Annotated in this window: 12 protein-coding genes; 3 read left to right on the plus strand and 9 right to left on the minus strand. The window is 45.3% G+C overall.

Features of this window, described 5'->3' with window-relative positions; translation table 11 throughout:
* Positions 1 to 65: 65 nt before the first annotated feature.
* Both D829_RS0108340 and D829_RS0108345 read right to left on the minus strand, forming a co-directional pair.
* Positions 66 to 1,811, minus strand: coding sequence for a sensor histidine kinase (locus tag D829_RS0108340; RefSeq protein WP_017688416.1), 1,746 nt, complete (start codon positions 1,809 to 1,811; stop codon positions 66 to 68).
* 28 nt (positions 1,812 to 1,839) lie between these two features.
* Positions 1,840 to 3,456 carry a helix-turn-helix domain-containing protein gene (locus tag D829_RS0108345; protein WP_017688417.1) on the minus strand — a complete coding sequence of 539 codons (1,617 nt, stop codon included), beginning with the start codon at positions 3,454 to 3,456 and terminating at the stop codon, positions 1,840 to 1,842.
* Positions 3,457 to 3,643: 187 nt separating this feature from the next.
* On the opposite strand from D829_RS0108345, the gene D829_RS0108350 reads away from it, so the two are divergent.
* Positions 3,644 to 3,919, plus strand: a complete 276-nt coding sequence (locus D829_RS0108350) for a hypothetical protein (RefSeq protein WP_017688418.1) — start codon at positions 3,644 to 3,646, stop codon at positions 3,917 to 3,919.
* 145 nt (positions 3,920 to 4,064) lie between these two features.
* Here D829_RS0108350 and cydC read toward each other — a convergent pair whose 3' ends face one another.
* The 5 genes from cydC to D829_RS0108375 all read right to left on the minus strand — a co-directional run bounded on the left by cydC (position 4,065) and on the right by D829_RS0108375 (position 11,735).
* Positions 4,065 to 5,792: a thiol reductant ABC exporter subunit CydC gene (gene cydC, locus D829_RS0108355; protein ID WP_017688419.1), complete on the minus strand. Its 1,728-nt coding sequence runs from the start codon at positions 5,790 to 5,792 to the stop codon at positions 4,065 to 4,067.
* The gene (gene cydD, locus D829_RS0108360) at positions 5,789 to 7,615 is read right to left on the minus strand and encodes a thiol reductant ABC exporter subunit CydD (RefSeq protein WP_017688420.1); all 1,827 of its coding nucleotides are present in this window, start codon (positions 7,613 to 7,615) and stop codon (positions 5,789 to 5,791) included. The genes cydC and cydD overlap by 4 nt, the downstream gene beginning before the upstream one ends.
* 14 nt (positions 7,616 to 7,629) lie before the next feature.
* Positions 7,630 to 8,643 (minus strand): cytochrome d ubiquinol oxidase subunit II, encoded by a 1,014-nt coding sequence (locus D829_RS0108365; protein WP_017688421.1) that lies wholly within the window; start codon positions 8,641 to 8,643, stop codon positions 7,630 to 7,632.
* A complete protein-coding gene (locus tag D829_RS0108370) occupies positions 8,643 to 10,007 on the minus strand; it encodes a cytochrome ubiquinol oxidase subunit I (RefSeq protein WP_017688422.1) in 1,365 nt (454 codons plus the stop codon). The genes D829_RS0108365 and D829_RS0108370 overlap by 1 nt, the downstream gene beginning before the upstream one ends.
* Positions 10,008 to 10,340: 333 nt before the next feature.
* Positions 10,341 to 11,735, minus strand: a complete 1,395-nt coding sequence (locus tag D829_RS0108375; RefSeq protein ID WP_017688423.1) for an MFS transporter — start codon at positions 11,733 to 11,735, stop codon at positions 10,341 to 10,343.
* A 109-nt stretch (positions 11,736 to 11,844) separates the two neighbouring features.
* Here D829_RS0108375 and D829_RS0108380 point away from each other — a divergent pair, with 109 nt between their 5' ends.
* Both D829_RS0108380 and D829_RS32860 read left to right on the plus strand, forming a co-directional pair.
* A complete protein-coding gene (locus D829_RS0108380) occupies positions 11,845 to 12,720 on the plus strand; it encodes a LysR family transcriptional regulator (RefSeq protein WP_026081076.1) in 876 nt (291 codons plus the stop codon).
* Positions 12,717 to 12,914: a GNAT family protein gene (locus D829_RS32860; protein ID WP_277422757.1), complete on the plus strand. Its 198-nt coding sequence runs from the start codon at positions 12,717 to 12,719 to the stop codon at positions 12,912 to 12,914. Before D829_RS0108380 ends, D829_RS32860 begins: the two co-directional genes overlap by 4 nt.
* Before the next feature lie 92 nt (positions 12,915 to 13,006).
* Here the strand turns inward: D829_RS32860 and D829_RS0108385 are convergent, their stop codons facing one another.
* Both D829_RS0108385 and D829_RS0108390 read right to left on the minus strand, forming a co-directional pair.
* Entirely contained in the window at positions 13,007 to 13,978 is a 972-nt protein-coding gene (locus D829_RS0108385) for a hypothetical protein (RefSeq protein WP_017688425.1), read from the minus strand.
* Complete coding sequence (locus tag D829_RS0108390; protein ID WP_017688426.1) at positions 13,978 to 14,469, minus strand: sigma-70 family RNA polymerase sigma factor; 492 nt, start codon at positions 14,467 to 14,469, stop codon at positions 13,978 to 13,980. Before D829_RS0108390 ends, D829_RS0108385 begins: the two co-directional genes overlap by 1 nt.
* Between the last annotated feature and the right edge of the window lie 184 nt (positions 14,470 to 14,653).

Genomic DNA, 14,653 nt, shown 5'->3' on the forward strand with positions numbered 1-14,653 from the left:
TATCTAAACTTATGTTTATGATCGCTGTACCGCATTATGAGATGCATAAATGAAAGCATGAATGACTATTTGGCTTCTATAATGGCAGGCAGCAGAATGGAGAAAATGGTACCTTCACCCATTTTACTCTCCACCTGTATTCCATAAGGTTTACCAAAATGAAGCTGAATCCGCCGCTGCACATTATGCAATCCAATCCCATTCGTTCCCGTACTTGCACCGGGCTTCTCTTCCAATAGATTCTGCATCGTATGATGATCCATACCAACACCATTATCGCAGACCTCGATCACAACTTCATCCAGCTGTGATTGAATCCGAATGGTGATGATTCCGTCTTCTTCCAGTTCGGCCAGACCATGAAAAATCGCATTCTCCACAATCGGCTGCAGGATCATTTTGGGCATGCGATAATTTAGCAGTCTATCCTCAATCTCGTATCTCATCTGAATACAATCGTAGTACCTGACATTCTGGATCGTTACGTAATTCGTTATATTATCAAGTTCCTCACGAATGGTTACGAGGGTTCCATCGGATTTTGTTGCATAGCGGAGCATCGAGATTAGTGCATCGGTCATTTTCACGATTTTATCAGCCTGCTGCATTGAGGCAATCCATTTCACCGACCCAAGGGTGTTATACAGAAAATGAGGCTTGATCTGGTCATGGAGCGCACGCATCTCGGCCTTGGCTTTCTCTATTTCTTCCTGCTGCATCCGTTCGACCATTCGCTTCAATTCATGCGACATTCTGTTAAATCGAATGGATAAATGTCCAATCTCGTCTTTTGATCCAATAGGTTCAACTTGTTCAAACCGACCTTTCTCGACTAGAGCAATATTCCGTAGCAGTTTTTTAATGGGAGTTGTGATCACGTGAGATAAAAAGCTGGATATGACGGCAGCAAAAAGAACAATGACAATGGCAAGCGTCACCAGATTACGGCCCAATATTTTGCCATCAGCAGTGAGCTCATCCAAAGGCATATATAAGTAAGTTGTCCATTTTTGCTGACTAAGGGGACTGGTCACCACGACATTTAGTGCTTCAGGCGGACGAACGTTGTCCCGGAACAGTGTCCCGATTAATCGTTCGTTCACGTTGTATACGATCTTGTCATCCTCATCTACGATCATGAATCTGGAGCGCAGCCCTTCCTGCAAGTTGCGGTTGACGATTTCAATGAATTTGATATCAATGCTGACAACAATCACGCCAAGCAGTTTTCCACTAGTCACATCATGAATTTTGCGGGCGTGTGACACTGCCAGTATTTTATTCTCCAATTGCTCGTCGATTCGTGTTGTGAGTGTAATCGTTCGATCCTTATCATGCATGAACTTTTTAAACCACAATTCGTTTGCTACTTTGAAGTTTGGATCAATGGGTTGATGTGGACTTACAAAAAGGTCCTGTCCCCCGTTCATATTGTAGAGATAGATGGAGAATACGCGATCTTTCATCATGATATAATTCATCAGAATATTGTATGCGGCAATCTCATGTTGTTCATCCCCCTCTCGCAGGAAATCCTGGATCGGAAAACTCCCTTCATGAGTCGCAGACAGATTGTCACTAAGGCCATTGCTGGCGAGCAGCGAAATTTTCTCAATCTCCTTGAGGAACTCGTCAATGCGGATATTCGTTTGTTTGGCCAGATCGTTTAGCAACGTTGTATAGTTCTGTGCCAACAACCGCTCTGAGGAGTAATACGAATTGATTGTCATCACCAATACCGGAAGGATAATGACCGTCATACAGATCACCATAATTTTGTACTTGATTCGGAAGGGCCGAACATGCTTCATATGCTGCACCTCTATTCACCGATTACATTCATCCCTGCTGTAATTCTCGATATTCCTCAGGAGTGACACCTACCGATTTTTTGAAAATCTTACTGAAGTACGTGTAATTATGGTAGCCCACCTTTTCTGCGATTTCATACACTCTCATTCCTCTGCTCAATAGATACGCCTTGGCATGTTCAATTCGAACTCGGGTCAAGTACGTGATAAAGTTCTCTCCTCGTTCCTGTTTGAACACACGGCTGAGATACGACGCATTCACACTGATTTGGCTAGCGATACTTTGCAGTGAGATATCTTCCGCATAATACTTGTCGATCAATTCAGTGGCGAGATCGGTGTAAGTGCTCTCCTGTTTGATTTGGGAATCGGTTTGGAAGTAATACGCAATATGAGCAAGCATATCTTGATGGATATCCTCCCAATACTCCCCCTTTAGAACGATTTCATATGGGGATTTCTCTGTTAAAGAAGGTGCACCTCTTTCCGTGGCTCGGGATAGATGGGAATGTATCGTTTCCATTACCATGATATATTGCTTGCGAATGCTATTCTCATCCGCTCGTAGCTGTTCCAGATTCGATCGGATTCCTTCAAGGAACTCTTCCGCCTTTTGGTTGTCTTTGCTTACCCACAACTTCAACAAATCTCGTTCTTGTTGCGGGCTTAGAGCCCCCTTAACTTCATGTCGATCTGGGGATTGAACCATATCATCGTAATACAACACCTGGTTGCTTCCTGTGAAGAAACCCTGTTGTAGAGCCGTTTCTGCCTCTTGGCAGGCCTTCCTGATGTGAAGGAAACCGGAAGTCATTCTACTTACCCCAGCCGTGAGCGATAGATTCATAAAATCCTTGATCGAAGACAGCAATTTATTACATAGTTTATTCAAGTCGGCGTGTACAGATTGGCTCTCAGGAAGTACATTGACGATCACCCAATATTCAGAGGAACTTTCAACAAAAATCTCTTTCTCCCACTTCGATGGAATGATCTCTTCCATAATATTAAGAATCGAAAATCGGAGCAGCTTTTCCCCCTTCTCAACATATTTCCGCTTTGCATCCTCGTAATAGTTCACGATGAACTTAATGACAACCAACTGGTCCGAACGTATACGAAAATGCAGTTCTTCCGCTTTGGTGACGATATCTTCCTCACTAATGAATCCGCTTACAATATCTTGGAAGAAACTATCCTTTAGATATCTTAGGCTCTTGGAATAGTCTTGTGTTATAGAGGGTGTGTTGGTTGGGTGAACATGTTCACTTTGCAGTTTCTGTCCAACAGTGCTCAGGAGGTCAATAAGGGAGGATTCGGTGATCTCACTTTTAATCAAGTAATCTGAAGCGCCAAGTTTTAGCGCCTCTTTCACATAATGAAATTCGTCAAAATTACTTAAGATGACATACTTACAGGTTTTCAGTACGCAGGAGGCCTCTTGTATAAGCTGTAGCCCATCCATAATCGGCATCTTAATATCTGTAATAATTAGATCAGGCATCACTTCAAGCGCAAGGCTTAATGCCTCTTTTCCATTTCCCGCCTCACCAACAACATAGAAATTATACTCTTCCCAATTCAGCATGGAACGAATTCCAACCCGCATGAGCAATTCATCATCTACGATCATCAGTTTATACATGCGTATCCCCCAACATGAACCATTTTTAGATATTTTACCATTAAACGAACTCTTGCAAAGATGTCTAGCGAACCTTATTGAATTGCGGGTATTATAAATAACACTTTTACAGAACATATGTTCGTGTTATAATCAGATTATCGTATTTGGTGTAGCATAACATGCCCGCCTGGAAAGGATACATATCATGAATTTATACAAGTTTGAATTAACGGTGAATGGATATCTATTGCGTGTTCATTTCAGTGCATCTGAAGAAAGTGGATTGAAATGGTGCAAACGAGTTGCTTCTGAATTCCAGAGTAACGTTGCCAATCTGGAGATCAAGGTTGATATACATAAAAAGCAGAAACAAAAGCATGCACGGGAATATCACGGAAAGCCATATTTGTATGATAGGACACTAAGGAAAAAGTCGCTTGCGAAGAAAAATAAAACGGCTGAATCATCTGCTGTTATGTAAAGGTAAATTAACATTGCCGCTTAACGAGTCTTCTCAATAGATAGACAAAAAGACTAAAGTACGGCTAATTGATGATAACATCAGTAACGTTCTTTAATCTTTTATGAAGTACTATCGACACCTTGAGTAGGGCTGATATTCGTTTTTACACCCCAGCGTCTCCAATCATTTGTCGTTCAATTTGTTTCATTTCATAAAAATAGCCTTTTTGCTCCATCAGCTCGGAGAAGGAACCCGATTCCACAATCTTGCCTTGGTCCATGACCACAATCCGATCCATCTCTTCCAATCCCGTCAGCCGATGGCAGATCAACAGAAGTGTATCTTCGGCAGCTTGTGCAAGAAGATGCTGGAGCACATGTTTCTCTGTGACATAATCCAGCGAAGAAGTCGGTTCGTCCAGAAGCCATAATCGTCCGTTGCGCAACATGGCGCGTGCCAGAGCCAGCCGCTGTTTCTCGCCATCCGACAGGTTCTCTCCTTTTTCATAAACCAAATCACTCAACAACTTATTCGGCAGTTGGACTTTATCCAGCACAGCCGACAGTTGTTCATCTGAATGTTCTTCTCCATTCAGAAGAAGGTTGTCCCGGATGGTTCCCCGGAAGAAATGACTTTGCTGCAACACAACATTCGCGTTTTGCCAAATGCTCTCTTCATTTAATTCCTGCAACGGAACATCGTTTAACCGGATATTGCCAGACGTTGGTGCACGCAGCTTGAGTAGCAAATCGATAATCGTTGACTTGCCTGACCCGCTCGGCCCGACAATCGCTGTTTTGGAGCCTGCTGCAAGTTGCAGGGAGAGCTCCCTCAGCGCCGGTCTCCATTCCCCTTCATATTGAAAACTAACACTCGATAGTTTAATCGAAATCGCCTGATCGGCTGACACTTCACCGCTTGGCTGTACAGGTTGCACACCGGAGGTTGGCACCGTTTCGGACAGTCGCTGAGCAGCGTGTTCGCTGTCCTGCTTATATAGAGGTAATATAGCCATTGCCGCAGCTTCTTCGAACACGGTCTGCGTGGCCAGGATCAGCATGGCGAGGAATACACCGGCAAACGATCCATTCACAATTAAAAAGGCGCTGAGTGCCAGCACACCCCATGTAACAAGATACGTCACAAAAACGTGCATGGATTGCCCGCGCAGCAAGTGCGAAGCGGCTTGTTTCTGTTCCGTTGCCAGTGCAGCGGAAGCCTGCTGAAGCTGTTGCTCGCGCTGTTCCAATTGGCCGTATACTTTCAAATCCCGGAAACCATACAATACTTCGGTTACTTCCGTGGACAGCAAGGCCCGTTGCTGGCGGACACGTCCGTGTATTTTTCGCTGACCTAACAAGACAATACCTGGTACAACAAATGCCGTGATCAGCATACCTAGTACTAACAAACACGCAATCCAGATCGAAAAGGCCGAAGTGAACAGCATGGTAGCCAAAAACACCATAACGACCATGATGGGTGGATACGCGACCCGCAAAAAGTAATTTTGCAAGCTTTCCACATCGCCCACGATCCGCGCAAGCAGATCCCCGCTTCGGTTTTTGTTCAATATACCTGGCGTTACCGGGATCAGTTTGGCAAAAAAGGACGTCCGCAAACGGCTCAACATGGAGAATGTTGCCCTGTGCGAATACAAGCGTTCTCCGTAGCGACTTGCCGCTCGAAGGAAACCGAGCAGTTTGACCATGGAAGTGAGTACAATTAAGGTGTACAGCGGTGGGGCAAATACCGTTTGCGATATCATATACCCACTCGCGGAAAAGAGAGCTACCCCTGCTATGCCGGCGATAAATCCGCCCAATATCGAAAGCAAGATATCCTTGCGCTCCTGAATCATCGCTTTTGACAGAATCGTCAGCTCATTCATGCTAACCCTCCTTTCCGTTGTACATCCACCATCTCCGCATATTGAGGCAGGCGCGCCAGAAGCGCTTCATGATGTCCTGAATCCACCAACACTCCATTGTCCATAAACAAAATGTTGTCCGCATGTTGAATCGTATATAAACGGTGTGCTACCGTAATCATCGTCGCCGTTTTGCCCAACGCCGCAATGGATTGTTGCAATACCCGCTCGGTGTGCAGATCCAGACCAACGGTGGGTTCGTCGAACAAAATAACAGCTGGTCGCTTCAGAAAAGCACGTGCCAAGGCAAGTCTTTGCTTTTCCCCACCAGATAATCCCCTGCCCCCATCACCAACAAATGTGTCCAGTCCCTGCTCCAATTGTGCGACAACACCAGCAAGCCCTGCTTCCTCTGCCGCCTGCTCAATTTCAGATTTGGAGACGTTCCGCCCCGCGCCAATCGCAATATTTTCGGCAAATGTTCCTGCAAAAATATACGGATGCTGTGTAATGTAGCTAACCCGCTCGAACCATGCAGCCTCATCATGTTGCGAAAGCTCGCTTCCGTTCACCAGCACCGCTCCCGAATCTGGTTTCAGTAAACCGGCAATGAGATGAAGCAGCGTGGTTTTACCTGATCCACTTTTGCCTACAATAGCAATCTGTTCTCCTGGTCCAATTGAGACCTGTCCTGTCTCAAGTCCAAAGGAATCAGGTGTGTACTGGAATCGGACATCGTTCAGTTCAATGGTTGGTGGCATTGGAATCAGCGCCGCACGAGTTGTACGCCCCGCTTCCTGCTGCACCATCAGAACGTTTGTATCCCCGGTATGTGTTTCCTTTTCGGCTTTCTCATCCTCGGTTGGTATGCTTGTACCACTTGTTTCCTCAAGCATCTGTTCCACTTTGCGAATGGCGCCCATACTGGTTCGCCCGCTGTGAAAAGCCGTTCCCGTATTCTTCAACAGACTGTAAAACTCAGGGACGAGCAACAACACAAGAAAGGCCATATGGAAGCTCATCGATTTGAACACGAGTAACTGAATAGCCAGCTCAAGCGCGACAATACCGATGCTTAACATCACGATCGATTCAAGCATAAACGTATTTGTAAATGCAATTTTCAAAATGCCCATGGTGGCATCACGATACCCCAGACTGCTGCGTTCAATTTCCTGTTGCTGACGTTTAGCCCGTCCGAATATTTTCAACGTAACCAGCCCTTGAAGTGAATCCAGAAATGTACCGGAAAACTCGGCCAGTTGCGCGTATTTTTCTTCTGATTTGTTCTTCGTCTGGAGTCCAACCAAGATCATGAACAGCGGGATAAATGGTGCCGTAAACAGCATAATCCAGCCTGTGTTGGCGTGCTGCGTAAATGTAACAACCAGAATCAGAATCGGGATCATCGCAGCTTCCATCATACGCGGCATATATTGACTGAAATAACTGTCGGCTTCATCCACAGCATCCAAAGCAACGCTGACCGTTCCTCCCGTCTGTCCACGAAGGGTTGAAGGCATGGAAGCGCGGGTCAGGTTCTGCAACACAGATGCTCGCATATTCGTCTTGGCGCGTGCTGCCATATGCAAGCCCACTTTCCCATTACCATACGACAACAGTGAGCGTACAGCCATAATAACCAGTAATAGGACAAGCAACAGGACCACTGATGAAAAGGAAGCTTTCTCTACAAAGATTCGCTGGACTGCTTCAGCCACCAAGGTGGCCTGGCTTATAATAGCTACACCAAGGGCCAGCGAAATGATCGCAAGGAGAAGTCTGTTTTTTCGTTGTAAAGACATTTGCTGCGAGATCAGATTGGATTTGGCTCTCCTCTTCATTGAACGCTCCTCCTTTATTTTTTCCCTTTCACATAATCCGCATCAAACAGGAACAGTTTGAAGACCAGGATTAGAGAAGGAATTAACAAGCACAGACCACCGATAAACACAACGACGAGTGCAAAGCCCATTGCAGGTGATGTGGCGCTACTCTGAATGGTGATGTATGGATCGAGAATGTAAGGATATTGCCCAATCCCGTAAGCGAAAAAGGCTGTGAGAAATTGCAGCATGATGCATATAAAAGCTAAACCATAACGGCGTCCGTTATATAACAGCCACATGGCAATCATGAAAAACGCAACGGAAAGCGCCAGCAGCCACCATAAATCCATCATATTTTGAAAATGACGCTCATTGTGTTGACCCAAATATATAAATGCAGTCAGCGCGAGAATAATGGTCGGTGTGCTCCAGAACAAAGCATAGTTCCGCATTAGCTTCAATGCCGAATGATCCTCTGCCCGAGAAGCGTAAAATGTGAGAAATGAACCGCTAATGAACAATACGGACACGATGGCTAGACCAACGATGCTCCACGATAATGGATTCGTAAACAGCGCCCAGTAATCTAGGGAAACGGTATCCCCCTGCTTCAAAATAAAGCCACCTTCAGACAGTGTCAGTGCCACTGACAATGACGCCGGAATAAGCAACCCTGTAGCGCCGTATAAAAACAGATATACGATGTTATTTTTGGAACCATAATTCTCGAAAGCATAGAACGACCCACGAATAGCAAGTAAAATGACGGCTATACTTCCCGGAACAAGCAGCGCGGAGCCATAATAGTAAGCGGTATCCGGAAAGAATCCAACGATGCCAATATAGAAAAAGACAAAAAATACATTGGTGATCTCCCAGACCGGTGATAGATAACGGGAGATCAGACGATTAATTAGGTGATCCTGCTTCGTCAGGCGTGCATAAAAGGCGAAGAAACCTGCTCCAAAATCAATAGAAGCTACAATAAGATAGCCGTACAAGAACAGCCAGAGTACGGATATACCAATCAATTCATAACTCATCAGGCCTGATCCCCTTTCTTGGCTGATTGATCATGCTTCTGTTCCAACCATTTCTCCATCTCAAGCTCAGCAGGATTATTATTGAACAGACGTCTCAATACCAGAACACAGATGACGCCGAGCACGATGTACAGAAGCAAGAAAACGAAAAATAAAATTCTCACACTCGGTGAAGAAGTCGCGGCCTCTTCTACTCGCATATAACCTCGAATGATCCATGGCTGCCGCCCCACTTCGGCATAGAACCAACCCATCTCAACAGCCAGAAAAGCAAGCGGTGCACTGAGTGCAACCATACGGAGCATCCACTTGTTAAACTGATTGCGTTTCTTCCAGAATACAAACAGGAAGTACAGACTTGATATAGCAAGCAGAGCGAAACCAATTCCAGCCATTAGATCAAACAAGTAATGCACAAGCAGTGGTGGCTGCTCATCTGGTGGAAATTCGTTTAGCCCGGTAACCTCGGCGTTAAAGTCTCCAAAGGCAAGGAAGCTGAGCACTTTCGGCAAATGAAGTGCGCCTATAATTTCATGTTCTGCATTCAGCCATCCCAAAAAAATCAAATCCGCGCCGCTTTCCGTCTCGAAATGCCACTCGGCAGCTGCGAGCTTCTCCGGCTGATGCTCAGCCAAAAACTTGGCAGATACATCTCCAGCTAAGGAATTTAATAAACTGAATACCAGCACAACGGCCATCATGAGATTCAAGCCTTTTTTGTGGTAGGCCGACACTCCTTTTCTCAACATCGCAAAGGCTGCTATTCCTGCTAACAGAGCAGCTCCTGTCAGATAAGCCGAGCTTAATACATGGAACACTTTGGAGAACGTCGCCGTATTCAGCATCGCTTGTACGGGGTTCACTGCCATGAATTGACCTGCTTCCATGACAAAACCTTCAGGCTGGTTCATGAATCCGTTCACTGTCGTAATAAAAACAGCAGACATACCTGCCCCGGCAACAATCGGAATAGTCAGCAACCAGTGGATATACGGATTTTTGAACCGATCCCACGTGTACAGATAAATGCCCAGGAATATCGCTTCAAAAAAGAATGCGAATACTTCCATAAATAGTGGCAATGCAATGACATTCCCGGCCAGTTTCATAAAATTCGGCCATACCAGGGCCAACTGCAGCGATATTGCTGTACCTGTCACGACACCCACCGCTACAGAAATGACAAACCCTCTGGACCACCTCTTTGCCATAAGTATGTAATGGTGATCCTTCTTCCGAATGCCGATGAACTCTGCAATAGCAATCATCAAAGGTACACCGACACCAAGCGTTGCAAAAATCACGTGGAATCCCAGCGTCAAACCAGTCACTAGCCTGCTCCATAACACCGTATCAATAGCCATTCTTTGTGTTGCCTCCTTTCAAACTCTGTTCAATTTAGAAACATTCAATATCAGCTTTGGCCAAGCTCAATGCAGAGTTGCGAAAAATTTCACAAAGTTAGGTATGACGATATCTTGCCACACCTTGATGCACTTAAAGTACTAACCAAGCCTATTAATCAAAATTATTATATCTTTATTTTTACCCAATTCAATCAAAGACACGTCTTCTACCCTAAACGTTCAAGAAAGGATCAACTCTTTCTGACAACTTGGTGAAAAACAAAAAATACACCCAAAGGAGCTATTGATTCATTGGGTGTAAACGTGCTATTGCACTGAAGATTCGCTATTTTACTTGCTTACCTGCTCCGGACTCACCGCACCTGCCTCGCGACGTACGCTCATGATGATCAGTGATGCAGCTAATACCGTAAGGATGATTCCAAGCATCTGAAATCCTGTCACATTGAATGTATCTCCCATGACAATCCCAATTAATAACGACGATAAGATAGTCCCCAGATAGCGTGATGTATTAAAAATACCCGATGCGACTCCAATCATTTCTTTGGGTGTGCTTTTGAACAGAGCAGCTTGCATGCCGACCGCGTTTAGGCCGTTACTTATTCCAAATAAAGCTAAGGCAACAATGACAATGAAGATTGGAGAAGTTTCATTCATAACAACGATCAATATAGAGCCAAATGTAATTAAAGAAGCGGATACGATCAAAGCTGGCCGTGATCCTGATCTGTCAATCCAGCGCCCTGCGATCGGAGCAATAATGACTGAACATAACCCCAAAGCTAGCATACTCATTCCTGTATAAACTTCGTTTAGATGACGTACCTGCTTTAAATACGTAGGAACTCCAAAGAAAAGTGCGTAAAACAGAATGTTCACCAGCATGTATTGCACATTCACCCAAGTCATCTCGGGATATGTGGCAAACGTTCGCAGAGGGATGAAAGGCGTGGCTGCTTTTAATTCATGTCGAATGAACATGACGAGTGCGATTAACCCGATCCCTCCTGTCAGCAGATGCCATGTTGAAATATCTCCTGTGGAATTTACTGAAAGTAAACCGATGAGTAGAGCTACCAAGGCTACCGTAAACATCAGGATACCTGGTGCGTCAATTAACGCAAGCCATTGCCGAATAGACATGTGACCAGAGATAGACGGAGATTGCTCGTTCTTCGGGATTGTTTTCCAGGCGAACCAAAAGCTTGCCATGACTAACGGAATATTAACGAAGAATATGCTGTGCCAGTCCCACCAATGAATCAATACTCCACCAATAAAGGGCCCGATCGCAGCTGCTCCGGAGAGGAATATTGCCAAAGTGGACAATGCGGAGGCTTGTTTTTCAGTCACGTTAATTCTGACAATTGCCATTCCGACGGCCACCATCATGCTTGTGCCAATCGATTGAACGATCCGGAATACGATGAGCCACGAAAAACTGGGAGACCACGGAGCTAGCATGGACGATACAAAAACAATAACAAGACCCATGAGGAAGATCTTCCTGCGGCCAAACAAATCACTACACTTGCCCATGACGGGTTGAGCGACAGCACTGGCAATATAAAATGATAAAATAATCCACGAAACGGCTGTAAAATTAAGTTGATACACTTGTTGTAACCTGGAGATTGCCACCGAAATCATGGAGGAATTCAACGGATTCAACATGATTCCGAGTCCAACAGCTACCATCAATCCTTTTTTTCGAACGTTCATTGGTGCACCTCTCTCTCTTCTGCTGTTATCTTACTCGAACGTATTCATTTATTCCAACGCATTATATGTTATGATTTGATGAACTAGAAGGAATGAAGGAATGGTGAAAATGGAGCTTCTTCAACTAAAATATTTCCTGACGGTGGCCCGATGCGAACATGTTACGGAAGCTGCGGGAAAGCTGCATGTCACGCAATCCTCCCTGAGCAAAACGATACAACGATTAGAGGACGACCTTGGAGTCCCTTTATTTGATCGAATCGGGAGAAAGCTGCGACTAAACGACTTTGGAAGAACATTTCTTCAGCGAACTGAAAAAGCCCTATTTGAATTGGAACAAGGAAAGCGGGAAATCGCTGACCTCTCCAATCCGGATCAGGGTACACTGCAATTGGCGGTGACTACGGCAAGCACATTGCCAGGTATACTGCGGGAATTCCGGAAAAACAAGCCAGATATTCAGTTCCATGTGCAAATGGTTTCGTTAGAAAACATGTCCAGACTTCTGCATCGGGGCGAGGTGGACTTTTGTCTCTCCTCTCCTCCGATTCAGGGTGACGATATCGAATGTCAGATACTATATGAAGATCCGATCGTAGTCGCTGTTCCTATTGGGCATCGATATGCAGACCGAAGCAGCATTCATTTAACCGAGCTTAAGGACGAGCGGTTTGTTGGGGTGAAGCAAGGGTATGGTGTTCGTGATATGGTGGATTCCATATGTCAATCCGCTGGTTTCCTACCGAAGTATGTATATGAAGGTGATGAGCCTGCAAGACTAACCGCCCTTGTGGAGGCGGAGATCGGTCTCGCTTTTATACCTAGCACAGCCAGAAACCCGCATGAGCGCATTAGATATCTTCAGGTAAAGGAACACCAGCTCGTTCGGGAAATCGCTCTACTTTCGCACAAAAACAGATATATTTCCAAAGCCGCTTTAGAGTTTCGCAGCGTGGTTATGGACTATTTCAGTGCTATGCCATGAGCATAAATTCAATCCAGAGGAGTGCATTCGAACATCTGAAATTCCACCGCATAGAAGCTCATATTAATGTGGATAACACCCCTTCCATGAAACTAGCAGAGAGTGTTGGTATGGAATTTGAATGTCTACGTAAAGGGTTTATACACGAAAATAATGAATGGACCGATCACTTAGTGTATTACAAAAAATTCTAACTAATCTATTCCCACCGTTTATTAAAAAAAGCGAACATAGCACTTGCGTGCCTTGTTCGCTCTTCTTGGTAAGCCATATGGCTGTCTTCGCCTTACTCGCCCAAGCTGTTCCAGAATGATTGAAACGCACCTTTTTCAACTTCGAGGAATGCAGGAACATTACCGTAACGCACCAGACCTTCACCAAACAGAACCAGTGGAACCTGCGTTTTGTCTTCCAGTGTGAGATAGATGATCTTGCGATCTTCCTTGGCGTAGAGGTTCTCTTCCAACTCCGGGCTCGTTGCGATCGGTTTGGCAGCATTTAGAGATGAGATAAAGCTGTCCAGTGCTTCATCCGCTACTAACGGTTGAAGCTGCTGCAATCCGTTATTCCAGCTGTTAAACGTCTCCCATTGCGCCGAGGCGATGTTGCCTTCGAGATGAAGCTTACCGATCAAGTCGGCTCCGCTACTGATGGTGATTCCGTTGTTCTTGTCAAATAACTGAGCATACACCTGACCATCGATCTCGGTGTAAGACATGATGCGGAAGTCCTTGTCGTAGCCATTGACCGCATAGATGTCTGCTTCGCCAATGTTGGAAGCAAGCTCCGTATATTTATCCTGGCCGCTCAGCTCATCAATGCCGCCAGTGGTGGTACCCAGTTTATCGCCCCGCAGGCTGAGCGCATTTGCGCCTTCAAGCAATGTTGGGGACTGTGTATATACGTTTCCTCCATATACAACCAGTTGCATCATATCAGCCATCGCGCCTTTACCCTGTGAATCCGGCAACTCCATCTTCGGAATCACAATCGGGTCGAACGACGCGCCTGGAGTCACCTCTGCCACCTGAGGAGTTGTTGCGGCTGGTCCATTGAATTGCTGCCATACACTTGGCGCAGCCAACCCAATGCTGGCAGCGATAACAACACTTGCTGCAATGTATAATGGTTTACGTTGACGTTTTGGTCCCTGATGTTGCGTGTTTAAGGATTGCTCTACCCGTTTTTTCATTTGTTCGTTTGTTTTCATATGATCCACCGCTTTCTTGTAGTTTTGTTTGAATTGTTCTTCTTTCATTACAGTTCCTCTCCTTCCAGCTCCAGTTTTAACAGCTGTCTTCCTCGTTTTAATCTCATTTTCACTGCTGATTCGCTAATCTCCAGGATCTCGCTGATATCTCGGATCGGATAATCTTCGTAATAATACAGATGAACCACCGATCTATACTTGACGGGCAGTGACAGCACAAGTTCGATCAGCGCGTGATCTTCAGGGTTGTCTGTTGTAAGAGGATCGACTCCCTCCAGCTTGACCTCCCGTTTGCGCCAGCCTCTGCCTAATAAGGATTTGCAATGATTGGTGATGACCCGAATCAACCATGCTTTTTGATGCTCCGCATCGTTGAACGTAGGGGCTTTTTCTATTAGTTTGATGAAGGTATCCTGAGTGGCTTCCTCCGCGTCTTCTCGTCTGCCGAGGTGCACCATGGCAATCCGGAACAGCGTATCCGCGTATGTCTCATAGACTTTCATCACATGATCGCCCAGCTGGGGCACTGATCGCTGCATGGTTGTTATGCCCTCCTTTATACCTCTAACACTCTTACGGACGGCATTTGGTCACATTTTGTTTTAGGATTTTTTTATTGGTCCATTTCATTCAAAATGCAAAAAAAGAAAGCAGCTCCATGAAAAGGAGTTGCTTTCTTCATCTTCGTCTTTATTTTCATATAAAATGCATATCGTTTCCCCA

It is taken from the genome of Paenibacillus sp. PAMC 26794 (assembly GCF_000316035.1).
Lineage (GTDB): Bacteria > Bacillota > Bacilli > Paenibacillales > Paenibacillaceae > Paenibacillus.

Excerpts from the sequence above, each read along its gene's own strand:
- D829_RS0108340 (WP_017688416.1), bottom strand. The coding sequence starts at position 1,811 with ATGAAGCATGTTCGGCCCTTCCGAATCAAGTACAAAATTATGGTGATC.
- D829_RS0108345 (WP_017688417.1), bottom strand. The coding sequence starts at position 3,456 with ATGTATAAACTGATGATCGTAGATGATGAATTGCTCATGCGGGTTGGA.
- D829_RS0108350 (WP_017688418.1), top strand. The coding sequence starts at position 3,644 with ATGAATTTATACAAGTTTGAATTAACGGTGAATGGATATCTATTGCGT.
- cydC (WP_017688419.1), bottom strand. The coding sequence starts at position 5,792 with ATGAATGAGCTGACGATTCTGTCAAAAGCGATGATTCAGGAGCGCAAG.
- cydD (WP_017688420.1), bottom strand. The coding sequence starts at position 7,615 with ATGAAGAGGAGAGCCAAATCCAATCTGATCTCGCAGCAAATGTCTTTA.
- D829_RS0108365 (WP_017688421.1), bottom strand. The coding sequence starts at position 8,643 with ATGAGTTATGAATTGATTGGTATATCCGTACTCTGGCTGTTCTTGTAC.
- D829_RS0108370 (WP_017688422.1), bottom strand. The coding sequence starts at position 10,007 with ATGGCTATTGATACGGTGTTATGGAGCAGGCTAGTGACTGGTTTGACG.
- D829_RS0108375 (WP_017688423.1), bottom strand. The coding sequence starts at position 11,735 with ATGAACGTTCGAAAAAAAGGATTGATGGTAGCTGTTGGACTCGGAATC.
- D829_RS0108380 (WP_026081076.1), top strand. The coding sequence starts at position 11,845 with ATGGAGCTTCTTCAACTAAAATATTTCCTGACGGTGGCCCGATGCGAA.
- D829_RS32860 (WP_277422757.1), top strand. The coding sequence starts at position 12,717 with ATGAGCATAAATTCAATCCAGAGGAGTGCATTCGAACATCTGAAATTC.
- D829_RS0108385 (WP_017688425.1), bottom strand. The coding sequence starts at position 13,978 with ATGAAAGAAGAACAATTCAAACAAAACTACAAGAAAGCGGTGGATCAT.
- D829_RS0108390 (WP_017688426.1), bottom strand. The coding sequence starts at position 14,469 with ATGCAGCGATCAGTGCCCCAGCTGGGCGATCATGTGATGAAAGTCTAT.